Below are 13,371 nucleotides of genomic sequence, written 5' to 3'. Positions count from 1 at the left end.
CCGGTGCTCACGTAGCTGAACGTACGCTGCGCGCCGGTTCTCGAAATCGCCATTTTCGCCTCGACCTGCCGCTTTTTGATTCAGACACTAAAAAGGCGGCCCATTCCGGATCGCCGGGGGCTGGGAGGCCGATATGGAAGCTGCTGCCGCATCCACGGAAATCTGGGTTCTGGGCTGGAGCATCGTGCTCCTGATCGTGCAAGTTCTGGCACAGGCATTCGCCACATACGATCTGGGGCCGAAGTACCTGTTCAGCCCGCGCGACGAGGGGCGCGTCTCGCGCAACGTCGTTGCAGGACGGCTGTTGCGGGCGCTGCACAACCTGCTTGAAACCTATCCGGGGTTCGTCGCACTGGTGCTGGCGCTGGTCGTTACCGGAAAAACCGGCGGCATTGCTGCCACCGGGGCGGTGCTGTGGCTCATCGCGCGCGTCGTTTACGTCGTCTTCTACGCGGCTGGAACGCCGGTGGTGCGGACGCTGATCTGGCTAGTCTCGATCGTCGGTCTGGTGCTGATGCTCGTTCGGCTGATGTCGGCGGCATGACAATGCGTCATGCCAGACCGGCGGGCCGGCGATCATCCCCCGGCGGACGTTTCGGTCCACGGTAAGGGGTCCGAAATGACGGATGCTGCCCGCAGGGGGAAATCGATTGCGGGGGTCGTTGCACTGATCGCCGGTCTTGTCGTGACCTCCATGGCGCTCGCCGCCTGTCCCATCGAACTTTCCGTCTATGGCGACCGCGACAAGGTTGCCGAGATCAACTTCATGCCGACCGAAAAGTCGGCGGCGACCACCAACACGTTTCGCATGATCCTGGAGAAGGATGTCGTGCTCGACGGCATCGTGATGTGGGGTGAGGATGCGGGGCGCCCGAACGGCCTGTTGATGCACAAATGCCCGGAGGGCGACGTGACGGGCGAGGAACTGGCGGTCTGCACGGTGTGGCAGGGCGTCATCTACACGTCGGACCATCAGGGCAATATCGCATTGCTGCCGGCCGAAGGGTCTGCTGCGCCGTCGAAGCTGATTTTCCCGGACCTTGGCCCATCGCTAAGCGCCGCAACTGCTTTTGGCCCAGAAGGCCTGGCGAAGACGCCGTGGGACGTGTTCGAGATGAAGGGATGCCAGGAGTGAGCGGCGGCGCAAAAACCGTTCTGGTGACCGGCGGCGGGCGCGGCATCGGCGCGGCAGTCTGCAGGTTCGCTGCCGGCGCCGGCTACCGTGTCGCGGTCAACTATGCCGCCAACGAAGCCTCTGCCGAAGCGCTGGTGCGGGCGATCGAAGCCGGCGGCGGCGAGGCAGTTGCGTTCAAGGGCGATGTCGGCAGCGAGGCCGACGTACTGGCGATGTTCGAGGCGGTCGACCGCCGGTTCGGGCGGCTCGACGCATTGGTCAACAATGCCGGCGTGGTCGACCGCAAGCAGCGCGTCGACGAAATGGACCTGGCGCGGCTGGAGCGCATGATGCGCATCAACGTGATCGGCTCCTTCCTGTGCGCCCGCGAGGCGATCAAACGGATGTCGACCAGGCATGGCGGCCAGGGCGGCGCCATCGTCAATGTCTCCTCCGTCGCGGCCCTGCTGGGCGGGCCGGGCGAATATGTCGACTACGCCGCCTCGAAGGGCGCGATCGACACGTTTACCGTGGGGCTGTCAAAAGAGGTCGCCACCGAGGGCATCCGTGTGAACGCGGTAAGGCCCGGCATCATCGACACCGAGATCCACGCGTCCGGAGGCCAGCCGGGTCGTGCCGCGGCAATGCGCGATGTGGTGCCGATGAAACGCGAGGGAACCGCCGACGAGGTCGCGAGAGCGATCCTTTGGCTTTTGTCGAACGAGGCAACCTATATAACGGGCGCGCTTTTGAATGTGAGCGGCGGCCGCTGACCGCCAGATAGAAGGACTTGATTTTATGGCTTACGACGTCATTGTCATCGGTACCGGCCCTGGCGGCTATGTATGCGCCATCAAGGCGGCACAGCTTGGGCTGAAGACCGCAGTGGTCGAGAAACGCCCGACGCATGGCGGCACCTGCGTCAATATCGGCTGCATTCCCTCCAAGGCGCTGCTGCATGCTTCCGAGATTTTCGCGGAAGCCGGCCATTCCTTCGAGGCGCTGGGTGTGGAGGTCGGCAAGCCGAAGCTCAACCTCAAGCAGATGCTTACGCACAAGACCCAGACGGTGGAGCAGAACACCAAGGGCCTCGATTTCCTGATGAAGAAGAACAAGATCGACGTGCTGCGCGGCACCGGCAAGGTGCTTGGCGCCGGCAAGGTCGCGGTCACCGCCGCAGACGGCTCCGTGCAGGAGGTCGAAACCAAGAACATCGTGATCGCCACCGGCTCCGATGTCGCCGGCATTCCAGGCGTCGAGGTTGCATTCGACGAGAAGGTGATCGTGTCGTCGACCGGTGCGCTCGATTTCGACAAGGTGCCGGGCACCATGGTGGTGGTCGGCGGCGGCGTCATCGGGCTGGAGCTCGGCTCGGTGTGGGCGCGGCTCGGCGCCAAGGTTACCGTGGTCGAATATCTCGACACCATCCTCGGCGGCATGGATGGCGAAGTGGCGAAACAGTTCCAGCGGATGCTCGCCAAGCAGGACATCGCGTTCAAGCTCGGCGCCAAGGTGACCGGCGTCGAGAAGGCGAAGAAGGGCGCGACCGTGACGTTCGAGCCCGTCGCGGGCGGCGCCGCCGAGACGATCGAAGCCGATGTGGTGCTGGTGGCAACCGGCCGCAAACCCTACACGGAAGGCCTCGGCCTCGCCGAGGCCGGCGTCGCGCTCGACGAGCGCGGCCGGGTGAAGACCGATGCCCACCTGAAGACCAACGTCGCCGGCATATTTGCGATCGGCGACGTGATCGCCGGGCCGATGCTCGCCCACAAAGCCGAGGACGAAGGCGTCGCGGTGGCGGAGATCATCGCGGGACAAGCGGGCCATGTGAACTACGACGTCATTCCGAGCGTCGTCTATACCAGCCCCGAAGTGGCTTCGGTCGGCAAGACCGAAGAGGAGCTCAAGAAGGCCGGCATCGAATACAAGGCAGGCAAGTTCCCGTTCACCGCGAATGGCCGCGCCCGTGCGATGAACCACACCGATGGTTTCGTGAAGATTCTCGCCGACAAGGCGACCGACCGGGTGCTGGGCGGGCATATCGTCGGCTTCGGCGCCGGAGAGATGATCCATGAGATCGCCGTGCTGATGGAGTTTGGCGGCTCGTCGGAGGACCTCGCCCGCACGTGCCATGCGCATCCGACCATGTCGGAGGCCATGAAGGAGGCAGCGCTGGCGACCTTCTACAAGCCGATCCATATCTAATCGCCGAACTTGGTGCTGAAATGCGAACGGCCCGCCAAAGCGGGCCGTTCTTTTACGAGGTACGCTTACTCTCGAACTTACTGTGCCGGAGGCGTTGCAGGCGCCGGAGCAGGCTCTGCCGGGGCAGGGGCAGCATCTGACGGTGCGGGCTCAGCCGGAGCCGGTGCCGGTTCGGCAGGCGCGGTGGCGTCAGGTGCCGGTGCTGCAGGCGCAGTCGCATCAGGCGCGGGCGCCGTGGTGTCGGCGGGCGGCGTCGCGGCTGGTGGCGTCGCCGGAGCGGATTCCGTTGTTGCCGGAGGCGGCGCGGCTTGGTCGGTGGTCGTCGGCGTGCCGCCGGCGAACATGAAGTAAGCGACGACAGCGAGAACCGCCACGACAGCGGCGATCAGGATGCCGGTGCTGCCGCCGGAAGACTGCTGCATGATGGTGCGGGTGTCGCTGCGGGGATCAGCCGCCGAGGGATACGGATTCGGGTTCAACGGATCGGCGTTCGCCGGCTGGATCGGGTCGAGCGGATCGCGCGGATCCGTATTGCGGGCAGGACTGGCCATTACGGTTTCTCCGTTGTTGCGGTGCAAGATAACGCGCGAAACGGAAAACGGTTTCATCTGTATGGAAAACACAAACGCCCGGACGCGATTGCGACCGGGCCATCCAGGTCCTACTTAGCGCAAACTGAATGCTCTATTCGGCCTCTTCGGCCGGAACGGTCACGGGATCTTGCGTCGGGATCGGCGCGGTGGCCGGCGTCGACTGCATCTCGCTTGGCGTGACGCTTGCCACGACAGTCCGGTCAAGTTCGGCGGAACGCTGGAATTCGCATGCCGACGCAGCCGAGAGACCAAGGCCAAGGGCGGCGGCAACAACAAGGATGCGGGTCATGCTCATCTCCTCGCTTGACGTTACGGCAAAATGCTAACAGAGGCTCAGGAAAGCGCCAAATCACGCTTTGCGTGAACGGCCGTGGATTTCAGCACCGTTGGCGGCGTTTCGCCACGCCGCGAAGCTTGTCGAAAGGGGGTAGGCTCGACCGAGATGAGCTAGAGCCGTTCCGGTTCTTTTAGAACCGGCAACTCGCTCTAAGCATTTGTTTTGCCGTATTTATGCGGACGCCAAATGATTCCATTTGGCTGCAAAATGCTCCAGCGGAGGTCAACGACATGCCCGTGGCGCCGAACCTTTCCAATTTCAGCGAATTTTTGCCGGGCGCTCGCTTTGCCGACCGCTTTGCAGTGGTGGTCAGCGGGCAGCGGCTTGATGTGATGACCGCCACCGGACGGGCATTCGCCGACCGGCCGGCATGGATCGGCCGGCTGATGGCGCTGCGCAACCTTTTGGTTCGGCCGTTCGGGCTGAAGACAGCTGTGGCCGACCTGCCTTCGCAGCAGCGGCGCATCGGCATGTTTCCCCTATTGAGCCAGACCGCGTCGCGGATCGTTCTGGGCCTCGACGACCGGCATCTGGATTTTCGGCTGGTGGTCGAGCTGAAGGAACTCGGCGAAGGGCTGCAGGAGGTCAGCGCCACGACGCTGGTCGCGCCGCACAACTGGTTCGGCCGCGCCTATCTTGCGGTTATCATGCCGTTCCACCGCATCATCGTTCCGGCGATGCTGGCGCGGGTTGCCGGCCCGCAAGGTTAGAGGTCGGCGACGGTGACCGTGTAGCCGTCCTTGCGAAACAGCTCGATCAACCCTTCCGGCCCCGGCAGATGCAGGGCGCCGACCGCCATGAAGGCCTTGCTGCGCTGAAAAATAGGCTCGGCGCGCTCGACCATCGTCTTGTTGCGGGTCTTGATCATGGCCTCCTCGAAGGCGGCGTAACCCGCTTCGTCCTGGCCCTCGCTCGGCAATGCCGCCTTGAACAGCGGCCAGAAGGTGCCGGTGTCGCCCTTCACGTAAAGCGCGATCATCGTCTCGATGACGTCGTCGATGCGGTTGCCGAGCTTCAGCGTGTCGACCAGACCCCTGACGTGAAAATCCATCGGCAGCGAGGCCATCGCCTCCAACTGGCTGACCGCGGTTTCGAGGCCCTCGACCGATTTGCCGGCGGCCTTGGCATCATCGGCGAGCTTCACGTCGAGCACAGGGGCGCCGGCCGACTGGCGGGCCACCTCGCAGGCCGGCAGCGCCAGCATCGCCGACAGGATCCACGGCTTCATCTTGGTGACGCTGGCCGGCGGAATGCCGCGGGCATCGAGCGCCTTGTTGACGCTCTCGACTTCCCCCTGCGGCAACAGGGACGTCAGCGTCGTGGCGTCGGTGAACATGGTCAGTTCCGGCTTCGCCATCAGCGCAGCCATCATCCTGGCCTTGTCGAGCACGTCAGTCGTCTCGATGACGACGGTGTCGGATGCATCGAAGGCCTTGCGTGCCGCCGGCGTCAGGCTGGTGACGCGCGGATCGGTCAGGTGCATGGTGCCGAACAGGTAGGAAGTGCGCCCGTCCTTCTCGACCTTCCACAGCAGGCCCTTGCCGTTCAGTGTCTTGTCGGCCTCGACGCGGATTGCCGCCAGGCCCGCGGGATCGGATTTCTGCATCTCAGCCATCATGTCGTGGCCGGTGCAGGCCGGCATTTCGGCGCGCGCCCTGCCGGTCGCCAGCGCCATGATGACGAGGAATGAGATCAGGAACAGGATGTTGGCCGCGCAGAGCAGCTTCAGCGACAGGAGGGTCGCACGGTCGGCGATGGTGAGGAGGCGCTTCATGCCGCGATTCCTAGGTGGAAAAAGCGGCGAAACTGTTAACCGCGAGCCGAGAATTGTCGCGGCCGAGCGCCGTCAGGCGCGCGGGTGCGCGGCTTCGTAGATTTCGAGCAGTCGCTGGGTGTCGACGCCGGTATAGATCTGCGTCGTCGACAGGCTGGCATGGCCGAGCAGTTCCTGGATGGTCCTGAGGTCGCCGCCGCGGCCGAGCAGGTGGGTGGCGAAGGAATGGCGCAGTGCGTGTGGCGTCGCCGTCGCCGGCAGGTTGAGCGCGGAGCGCATCTTCTGCATCTCGCGCTGGACGATCGCCGGCTGCAACGCGCCGCCACGTGCGCCGCGGAACAGCAGGCCTCGCGCATCGAGGTCATACGGGCACAGGCGGCGATATTCGGCGACCGCCTGCAGGGCGACGGGCAGCACCGGCACCAGCCGCGTCTTGCCGCCCTTGCCGGTGATGCGCAGCACGGTGTCGCCGGGGCTGGCGAGATCGCCGCCGGAAAGGCCGAGCGCCTCGGAAATGCGCAGGCCGGAGCCATAGAGCAAGGTCAGCACCGCGGCGTTGCGCGCGGCAATCCAGGGCTCTTCGGCAAGTTGTTCGCCCGACGAGACGACGCGTTTTGCGTCCACGGCGGTCAGCGGCTTGGGCAGCGATTTCGGTTGCTTGGGCGCGCGCAGCGCGGCAGCGCCGGCGGCGTTGGCAAGGCCGCGCCGCTCGAGAAAGCGCAGGAAAGAGCGAACGCCGGCCAGCCCGCGCCCCAGCGTGCGGGCTCCCGCGCCGCCGGAGCGGCGGTAGGAGAGATAGGCGCGCAGGTCCGCGGTGCGCAATTCGCGGATGTCGGCGATGCCCGGCGGGCCGCCGCAATGGCCGGTGAGAAACTGGAAGAACTGGCGGGTGTCGCGCTCATAGGCGTCGAGCGTCAGCGCGGCCAGCCGCCTTTCGCTGCCGAGCACTTTCAGCCAGTCGGCGCGGGCGTCGAGAAGGTCCTGTCTGGCCGAGATAAGGAATTCCTGCATTGGCAGCGACCGTCCGATTGAATAAGTCACTATTGACCGACCGATCTTAGCAACCCGTGAAACTGCGATGTCGAAACTCAAGAAACCCGTCCAGATGGCCGTGATCGGCGCCGCCCACGGCATCAAGGGCGAATTGCGCGTGAAAACCTTCACCGGCGACCCGCTGGCGCTGGCCGATTACGGGCCGCTCTACGCCCGCGACGGCCGCGCCTTCGAGATCACGGCCATACGGCCGGCCAACGAGGTCGTGGTGGTGCGGTTCAAGGGTATTGCCGACCGCAACGCGGCGGAGGCGCTGACCGGCATCGAACTTTTCGTCGACCGCTCGGCGTTGCCGGAAGAATTGGAGGACGATGAGTTCTACCACGCCGACCTGGTCGGCCTGGCGGTGCAGGACGAAACCGGCGGAACGCTCGGCAAGGTGACCGCGGTGCAGAATTTCGGCGGCGGGGACCTGCTCGAGATCGCACTCGACAACCGGCAGACAGTGTTGGTGCCGTTCACTGCGGCAGCGGTGCCGCAGATCGCGGTCAGCGCCGGCTTCATCCGCGTCGATCCCGTTGCTGCGGGCCTCGTCGACGATGAGGACGACGAAGGCGAGGATGGCGGAGACGGCGACGACGCTGCCGGCTTCATCACAAGACGGCGTCCGCGCGGACCGAAGGACGCCGGGGGCAACCGGTGAGTTTCCGCGCCACGGTGCTGACGCTTTATCCCGAAATGTTTCCTGCAGCCCTTGGCCTGTCGCTGGCCGGCCGCGCGCTGGAGGCCGGGACCTGGTCGCTGGAGGCGGTGCAGATCCGCGACTTCGCCACCGACCGGCACCGCAGCGTCGACGACACGCCGGCTGGTGGCGGCGCCGGCATGGTGATGCGCGCCGATGTCCTGGCGAGGGCGATCGATGCGGCTTCCCCCGAAGGCGACTTGCGCCCCAGATTGCTGATGAGCCCGCGCGGCAGGCCGCTGACGCAGGAACGGGTGCGTGAGCTCGCCGCCGGACCGGGCGCGGTCATCCTGTGCGGACGCTTCGAAGGCGTCGACCAGCGCATCATCGATGCGCGACAATTGGAAGAGATTTCCATCGGCGATTACATCCTCTCGGGTGGCGAGGTTGCCGCACATGTGCTGCTCGATGCGATCGTGAGGCTGTTGCCCGGGGTGATGGGCAACGAAGCTTCCGGCGAGGAAGAGAGTTTCGAAAACGGGCTGCTCGAACATCCGCATTACACCCGCCCGCAGGAGTTCGAAGGCCTGCCGATCCCCGAGGTGCTGACCTCCGGCAATCATGCGAAAATCGCCAAATGGCGGCGCGCCGAGGCGGAGAAGCTGACCGCCGAGCGGCGGCCGGATCTGATGGCCAAAAAGCCAGCTCAACCCGTTACGAAATAATAGACCGCCAGGAACAGGCCGACCGCCACGACGAAGGCGCGGACCATGCCTTGCGGCACGCGGCGGGCCGTCCACACGCCGGCATAACCACCAAGCGCCACGCCCGGAACCATGGCGGCCGCCGCCCACCAGGAGACGATGCCGCCCGAGGCGAAGATGACAATGGCAACGGCCGCGATGACAATGGACAGCAGGTTCTTCAGCGCATTGAGGCGGTGGTAGTCACCGCCTTCCGTGAGGCCTAGGGTCGCCAGCATCATCACGCCCATGCCGGCGCCGAAAAAGCCGCCATAAATGGATGTGAAGAACTGCACGACGCGGCCAGCAAGCGAGGTGGGCGCGCCATGAGGAGGTTGCGCCTGGCTTTTCGGGCGCAGCCACGGACCGGCTGCGAACAGCGCGGTCGCGGCAAGCAGCAGCCATGGCACCATGACGCGGAACGAGACATTGTCGAGCGACAGAAGGATGAGCGCCCCGGCAAGCGCGCCGATGGCCGAGATTGCGGCAAGCGCCAAAGCGCCGCGCCACATCAGGCGGATGTCGGCGAGATAGGCGTAGGTGGAGGTGATGTAGCCGGGAAACTGGGCGATCGATGAGGTGGCGTTGGCCGAGATCGGGGGCAAGCCGGCGAGGGTAAGCGCGCCGAAGGTGAGGAAAGTGCCTCCGCCGGCGATCGCATTGACAACGCCCGACAGGAAACCTGCGAGAAAGAGGATGCCGACCAGGGTGAGGGACAAGGGATACCTGCTTGATGGTTCGCCTACTGCGTGTCGCGCCGAATGGGATTCGGCGGCCACACTGTAGCTTTTTGTTTTTGCATGTCGTTCTCCCGAAACCGAGGACACTTTCGGGCGACATGCATTAGCGGGATGCGAATGTCAAAATTCGCTGCGCTCGCCGGTCTGTAGGAAGCCCGGGCGGACGATGCAAGCAATTCAGGTGCAACAGCGACCTTTGCGCGTCTGATAAGACGCGCGGCGCTGTAGCTTGCCGATTGCGGCGGGCCGGATTTGCGCCGGGATGGCCAGGACGGCGCGTCGATGCGGCAAAAAAGACGCCGCAAAGGCGTGACAAAGTGCTGAAATGGCTGTATGAGCCCGCCCGAACCGGAAGAATAATCGACCGGACCCGTCAATAAGTGCGGTGAATTCGCCCCTGCCTCTTTCGACCCGTTCGGGAAGAAGAGGCATAGCCACGCGGTCTTAGAACTGCAAGGCAAGCGCCGGGCGCTCTGGCTGTCGAGAAGCAAGAAGAGGTATTTCGCGATGGACATCATCCGTCAGCTCGAGGCCGAACAGGCCGCCAAGATCGAAGCCAAGCGCAAGCTCCCCGAATTCCAGCCGGGCGACACCGTCCGCGTCCAGGTGCGCGTCACCGAAGGCAGCCGCACCCGCGTGCAGGCCTATGAGGGCGTCGTCATCGCCCGCTCCGGCGCCGGCTTCCAGGAAAATTTCACCGTCCGCAAGATTTCCTACGGCGAAGGCGTCGAGCGCGTGTTCCCGGTCTTCTCGCCGATGGTCGAGGGCGTCGAAATCGTGCGCCGCGGCAAGGTTCGCCGCGCCAAGCTCTATTACCTGCGTGACCGTCGCGGCAAGTCGGCCCGTATTTCGGAAAACACCGGCGTGCGCGCCCGCAAGCTCAACGATGCCGAGCGCGATGCGCTGAACGCCGAGAAGGCCCGTATCGAGGCCGAGAAGATCGCCGCGGCGGAAGCCCTGGCCGCCGAGAAGGCAGCGCAGGACGCCGCCGAAGCCAAGGCCGCAGCCGCCGCTGCTGAAGCCGAAAAGGCCGAGGCTGCCAAGGCCGAATAAGATCCTGGCATTTATCGCAATTGCAAAAAGGCGGCTTTTTAAGCCGCCTTTTTCTTTGCGTGCATGGTGATTGTCGGCAATTCTGCGGACCGCTCTCCCCGCAGGATGGATCATGACCGTCACGCTCGACGCCCGTACCGACATCAACCTCGAAACAGTCTATCGCGTCGCCTGGAAAGGCGAGGACGTCCGTTTCTGCGATCAGGCGCTGCGGTGCATCGCGGAATGCCGCGACCTGTTCCTGCGGCTGATCGACAGCGATCCCGAGCCGATCATCTACGGCGTGACCACCGCGATGGGCGAACTGGCCAGCCGGCGGCTGGAAAAGGATGAGCGCGAGCGCCACGCCCGTATCAAGGCATTCGCGGCGGCGACCTCGTTCGGCGATCCGCTGCCCGAGCGCGTGGTCCGGGCGATCGTGCTTGCCCGGCTGACCAATTTCATCGAAGGCAATGCGGCGACCTCGCCGCGCATCGCGCTTGCCGTCGCCGCCATGCTCGACGGCGGACCGCTGCCGGCGGTGTCTGCCTCCGGCCAGGGCGGCGCCGGCGAAATCCTGGCGCTCTACCCGCTGTTTGCCGCCCTTTCGGCGCGCTTCGACCTCGAGGTTAAGGAGCGCGGCTCGCTGATCAACGGCTCGCCCTGCGCGGCGGCACTTGTGGCCGATGCAGCCCTGGCGGCCAGCCGGCGGGTAGAGATGGCGCAAAAGGTGTTCGCGCTGTCGATCGAGGCGTTTCGCGCGCCGCTGGAACATTACGACGCAGCGCTCGATGTGCTGTGGGGCGATGAGCATGAAGCCGCCGCACTCGCAGGGCTGCGGCGCTTCCTGCAAGGCGCCGGGCACGGGCGGCGAAATTACCAGGCGCCGGTCAGCTATCGCATCGTGCCACGCGTGCTGGGGCAGGCGCATCGCGCCCTTGCCTCGGCCGAGCGCGCCGCAACGGTGTCGCTGAGCTCGGTGTCCGACAATCCGGTCTACGTGCCGCCGGATGCGGACCACCCGCTCGGGCGCTGCATCAGCACCGGGGGCTATCACAACGCGATGGCGACGCCGGCGCTCGACGATCTTGCGGCCATCTGGGCCGACCTGTGCCTGCTGTGCGACCGCCACGCCTCGAAGCTGTTGAACGGCAAGGTGTCGCTGTTGCCCGACCTTCTGATGAACGGACGCCACCCGAGCGACAGCGACGGCCACGGCAATGTCGGCTACATCCCGATGGCGATCACCGGCTATCTGGAGCAGGCGAAGCTTGCCGCGCAACGCACCTTCATTCCCGGCACCGAATCGGCCGGATCCGGCCAGGACGATGTCGCGACGACGGTTTTCTTCGCCTGGGCGAAGGAGGAACGGGCGGGTCGCTGCCTCGACGCGGCCATGGCCATGCTGGCGGTGGTCGCATCGCAGGCCCTGCATATCACCGACCGGTCCGCGCCACCCGCCCTGCAAGCTTTTGTCGCCGAAATCCGTGGCATCGTGGCGCCGGTCGGCGACGACCGCGTTCTCGGCCCCGAGCTCGCCCGCTTGACCGAATGGTTCACAAGACAGGTTTTCGAAGAAGGCGAACCCGAGCAGCTGCCGCCGCGAGAAACCGTCGGGCCCAAGGTGGTCACGGCCGCCGCGTCAGATTAAGCTCCGGCCAAAGCGTGTCGCGCCTAATGGGATTCGGCGGTCGCTGCAGCTTCTTGCTTGTGCATGTCGTTTCTCCCGAAACCTGGGACGCTTTCGGGCGACATGCACAAAATTGCGAATTCGCCTTTGTTCGAGGGGACTGTGGGTGGACGAATTTTCAGCGGCGAACCGCCTGAACTGGGATGACCGTGCGGCACTGCATGCGACAGATCCGACCGGAAGCTATCGCATTGCCAATGTGCTGGCCGGCGGCTCCAGCCTTTTTTCGCTCGAATCAGGCGAGATCGGCGACATCTTCGGCATGGATATCGCTCATCTGCAATGCCATATCGGGCTGGACACGATCAGCCTGAAGCATCTCGGCGCACGAAGCGTCACCGGTCTCGATTTCTCACCGGCGGCGATCGCGGCGGCCAGGAACTTTGCGGAACGGGCGGGCGCCGATGTCCGATTCGCCGAGGCTTCGGTCTACGACGCGGTCGAGGTGCTCGGCCGGGAGCACGATATGGTGTTCATCACCTGGGGCGCGGTGAACTGGCTGGGCGACATCTTCCGCTGGGGCCGGGTGGTGGCCGGATTGCTGAGGCCGGGCGGGCGGCTGTACCTGGCCGAGGGCCATCCGCTTATGTTCCAGTGCGACCGCAAGGGTTCGCGGCTCGAAATTCAGCTCGACTGGCGCACGCCCTCGAAACTCCCCATCGTCTGGGACGAACCGCGCACCTACACCGGCGACCACCGGACGCTGGCGCATGCCCGCTACTACGAATGGATCCACCCGCTTTCCGACGTCGTCAACGCGCTGATAAAGGCCGGCCTGACCATCGACTTTCTCAACGAGCACGACGCCGTCTCGTGGCAGCATTTCCCGTTTGCGGTGGAGAGGGGCAAGGACCTGTTCGGCCTGCCGGAAGACAACCCGAAGATCCCGCTGGCCTATTCGATCGGGGCGACCAAGCGGAAATGACGAGCGATGCGGGCGCGCAGGTGGAAATCAGGCGGCTGACCGAGGCGGATGCCGACGCGTTTCGCGTGCTGCGGCTGGCCGGACTGCGAGAGACGCCGGAGGCCTTCGGCTCCAGCTACGAGGAGGAAGCGGCCCGGTCACGCGAGCATTTCGCGGCGCGGGCCGCGCCGCCGGCTCCGAGCGCGACCTTCGGCGCCTTCGTCGGTGGGCGGCTGGTCGGCATTGCGGGGCTCGCGGTAAGCGATCGTCTGAAGGAACGGCACAAGGGATACATGTGGGGCGTTTTCGTGCGCGCGGAGTTTCGCGGGCAAGGCCTCGGCAGGCAACTGGTGCGGCAGGTCATCGACACGGCCGCTGGCCGTGTCCGCATCCTGCAGTGCAGCGTCGTTATCGCCCAGGAGGCAACGCGGCGCATGTATCATGCGATGGGCTTCGTGCCCTATGGGCTGGAGCGCAAGGCGCTTTGCGTCGACGGCGTGTTCCACGACGAGGAATTGCTGGCGATCGATTTCGAAGGCCGATCCTGAATAGGCGTATCATTTT

The 13,371-nt window shown here is 65.1% G+C and carries 16 protein-coding genes; 11 read left to right on the top strand and 5 right to left on the bottom strand.

Going from position 1 to position 13,371, the window contains the following annotated elements; translation table 11 throughout:
* Positions 1–133 precede the first annotated feature (133 nt).
* The 4 genes from F3H98_RS08970 (at position 134) to lpdA (ending at position 3,319) form a co-directional block, all read left to right on the top strand.
* Positions 134–544: an MAPEG family protein gene (locus F3H98_RS08970; protein ID WP_149759799.1), complete on the top strand. Its 411-nt coding sequence runs from the start codon at positions 134–136 to the stop codon at positions 542–544.
* Between the two features lie 75 nt (positions 545–619).
* Positions 620–1,135 (top strand): hypothetical protein, encoded by a 516-nt coding sequence (locus F3H98_RS08965; RefSeq protein WP_149759798.1) that lies wholly within the window; start codon positions 620–622, stop codon positions 1,133–1,135.
* Positions 1,132–1,887 carry an SDR family oxidoreductase gene (locus tag F3H98_RS08960; RefSeq protein WP_149759797.1) on the top strand — a complete coding sequence of 252 codons (756 nt, stop codon included), beginning with the start codon at positions 1,132–1,134 and terminating at the stop codon, positions 1,885–1,887. Before F3H98_RS08965 ends, F3H98_RS08960 begins: the two co-directional genes overlap by 4 nt.
* 25 nt (positions 1,888–1,912) lie before the next feature.
* Entirely contained in the window at positions 1,913–3,319 is a 1,407-nt protein-coding gene (gene lpdA / locus F3H98_RS08955; protein ID WP_149759796.1) for a dihydrolipoyl dehydrogenase, read from the top strand.
* A gap of 77 nt (positions 3,320–3,396) precedes the next feature.
* Here lpdA and F3H98_RS31035 read toward each other — a convergent pair whose 3' ends face one another.
* The gene (locus F3H98_RS31035) at positions 3,397–3,870 is read right to left on the bottom strand and encodes a hypothetical protein (RefSeq protein ID WP_188130374.1); all 474 of its coding nucleotides are present in this window, start codon (positions 3,868–3,870) and stop codon (positions 3,397–3,399) included.
* Positions 3,871–4,003: 133 nt separating this feature from the next.
* Positions 4,004–4,201 (bottom strand): hypothetical protein, encoded by a 198-nt coding sequence (locus F3H98_RS08945; protein ID WP_149759795.1) that lies wholly within the window; start codon positions 4,199–4,201, stop codon positions 4,004–4,006.
* A gap of 278 nt (positions 4,202–4,479) precedes the next feature.
* Here F3H98_RS08945 and F3H98_RS08940 point away from each other — a divergent pair, with 278 nt between their 5' ends.
* Complete coding sequence (locus F3H98_RS08940; protein ID WP_149759794.1) at positions 4,480–4,959, top strand: DUF2867 domain-containing protein; 480 nt, start codon at positions 4,480–4,482, stop codon at positions 4,957–4,959.
* On the opposite strand, the gene F3H98_RS08935 is transcribed toward F3H98_RS08940, so the two are convergent.
* Together F3H98_RS08935 and F3H98_RS08930 are read right to left on the bottom strand one after the other, a co-directional pair.
* Positions 4,956–6,023, bottom strand: a complete 1,068-nt coding sequence (locus F3H98_RS08935) for a TraB/GumN family protein (protein ID WP_149759793.1) — start codon at positions 6,021–6,023, stop codon at positions 4,956–4,958. The genes F3H98_RS08940 and F3H98_RS08935 overlap by 4 nt on opposite strands.
* 72 nt (positions 6,024–6,095) lie before the next feature.
* Complete coding sequence (locus F3H98_RS08930; protein WP_149759792.1) at positions 6,096–7,034, bottom strand: tyrosine recombinase XerC; 939 nt, start codon at positions 7,032–7,034, stop codon at positions 6,096–6,098.
* 67 nt (positions 7,035–7,101) lie between these two features.
* Between F3H98_RS08930 and rimM the strand changes: the two genes are divergently transcribed.
* Together rimM and trmD are read left to right on the top strand one after the other, a co-directional pair.
* Complete coding sequence (rimM, locus tag F3H98_RS08925; RefSeq protein WP_149759791.1) at positions 7,102–7,719, top strand: ribosome maturation factor RimM; 618 nt, start codon at positions 7,102–7,104, stop codon at positions 7,717–7,719.
* Positions 7,716–8,423, top strand: a complete 708-nt coding sequence (gene trmD, locus F3H98_RS08920) for a tRNA (guanosine(37)-N1)-methyltransferase TrmD (RefSeq protein WP_149759790.1) — start codon at positions 7,716–7,718, stop codon at positions 8,421–8,423. The genes rimM and trmD overlap by 4 nt, the downstream gene beginning before the upstream one ends.
* Here the strand turns inward: trmD and F3H98_RS08915 are convergent.
* Entirely contained in the window at positions 8,405–9,160 is a 756-nt protein-coding gene (locus tag F3H98_RS08915) for a sulfite exporter TauE/SafE family protein (protein ID WP_149759789.1), read from the bottom strand. The two genes, trmD and F3H98_RS08915, sit on opposite strands and share 19 nt — an antisense overlap.
* A 528-nt stretch (positions 9,161–9,688) precedes the next feature.
* Here F3H98_RS08915 and rplS point away from each other — a divergent pair.
* The 4 genes from rplS to F3H98_RS08895 all read left to right on the top strand — a co-directional run bounded on the left by rplS (position 9,689) and on the right by F3H98_RS08895 (position 13,355).
* A complete protein-coding gene (gene rplS, locus F3H98_RS08910) occupies positions 9,689–10,234 on the top strand; it encodes a 50S ribosomal protein L19 (RefSeq protein ID WP_149759788.1) in 546 nt (181 codons plus the stop codon).
* Positions 10,235–10,346: 112 nt separating this feature from the next.
* Positions 10,347–11,864 carry an aromatic amino acid lyase gene (locus tag F3H98_RS08905; protein ID WP_149759787.1) on the top strand — a complete coding sequence of 506 codons (1,518 nt, stop codon included), beginning with the start codon at positions 10,347–10,349 and terminating at the stop codon, positions 11,862–11,864.
* 145 nt (positions 11,865–12,009) lie between these two features.
* A complete protein-coding gene (locus tag F3H98_RS08900) occupies positions 12,010–12,828 on the top strand; it encodes a class I SAM-dependent methyltransferase (RefSeq protein WP_149759786.1) in 819 nt (272 codons plus the stop codon).
* A complete protein-coding gene (locus F3H98_RS08895) occupies positions 12,825–13,355 on the top strand; it encodes a GNAT family N-acetyltransferase (protein ID WP_149759785.1) in 531 nt (176 codons plus the stop codon). The genes F3H98_RS08900 and F3H98_RS08895 overlap by 4 nt, the downstream gene beginning before the upstream one ends.
* Positions 13,356–13,371: the final 16 nt, after the last annotated feature.

This window comes from Neomesorhizobium albiziae (assembly GCF_900114255.1).
GTDB lineage: Bacteria > Pseudomonadota > Alphaproteobacteria > Rhizobiales > Rhizobiaceae > Neomesorhizobium > Neomesorhizobium albiziae.
This window is presented reverse-complemented; position numbering and strand designations above follow the sequence as displayed.